The sequence below is a fragment of the Alkalicoccobacillus porphyridii genome (genome assembly GCF_007293315.1).
Lineage (GTDB): Bacteria > Bacillota > Bacilli > Bacillales > Bacillaceae_D > Alkalicoccobacillus > Alkalicoccobacillus porphyridii.
Map to the genome: position 1 here is coordinate 1 of NZ_VLXZ01000037.1, position 851 is coordinate 851.

An 851-nucleotide genomic window follows, 5' to 3' on the forward strand; every position below is an offset into this window, starting at 1 on the left:
ACCGATTTTGAGAACGACAGTAACTTCCGTCCCAGCCTTGCCAGATGTTGTCTCAGATTCAGATTATGTCGCTCAATGCGCTGAGTGTAACGCTTGCTGATAACGTGCAGCTTTCCCTTCAGGCGGGATTCATACAGCGGCCAGCCATCCGTCATCCATATCACCACGTCAAAGGGTGACAGCAGGCTCATAAGACGCCCCAGCGTCGCCATAGTGCGTTCACCGAATACGTGCGCAACAACCGTCTTCCGGAGACTGTCATACGCGTAAAACAGCCAGCGCTGGCGCGATTTAGCCCCGACATAGCCCCACTGTTCGTCCATTTCCGCGCAGACGATGACGTCACTGCCCGGCTGTATGCGCGAGGTTACCGACTGCGGCCTGAGTTTTTTAAGTGACGTAAAATCGTGTTGAGGCCAACGCCCATAATGCGGGCTGTTGCCCGGCATCCAACGCCATTCATGGCCATATCAATGATTTTCTGGTGCGTACCGGGTTGAGAAGCGGTGTAAGTGAACTGCAGTTGCCATGTTTTACGGCAGTGAGAGCAGAGATAGCGCTGATGTCCGGCGGTGCTTTTGCCGTTACGCACCACCCCGTCAGTAGCTGAACAGGAGGGACAGCTGATAGAAACAGAAGCCACTGGAGCACCTCAAAAACACCATCATACACTAAATCAGTAAGTTGGCAGCATCACCGCCAGCACATCTGCCAGCACGTAGCTGTCCTGCGGCTGCTGGCGCGTATGCTGCACCAGCGCCGCATCCGGTTGTTGCTCGTCGACGACCTGCTTCAGTGCCGACAGGTCATTGAAATCAACAGTAATAAGCGTCAGCCCCATCTGCTCAATA

1 protein-coding gene is annotated in these 851 nt (G+C 54.4%); it reads right to left on the reverse strand.

Annotation, left to right across the window (positions count from 1 at the left end):
- Positions 1-643, reverse strand: a protein-coding gene (locus FN960_RS20695; protein WP_252360934.1) for an IS1-like element IS1A family transposase whose coding sequence is annotated in 2 segments (ribosomal slippage) — positions 1-394 and positions 394-643 — 644 coding nt annotated over the 2 segments. Because the reading frame shifts where the segments join, the coding sequence is not laid out codon by codon here. This gene is flagged as partial in the annotation.
- Between the last annotated feature and the right edge of the window lie 208 nt (positions 644-851).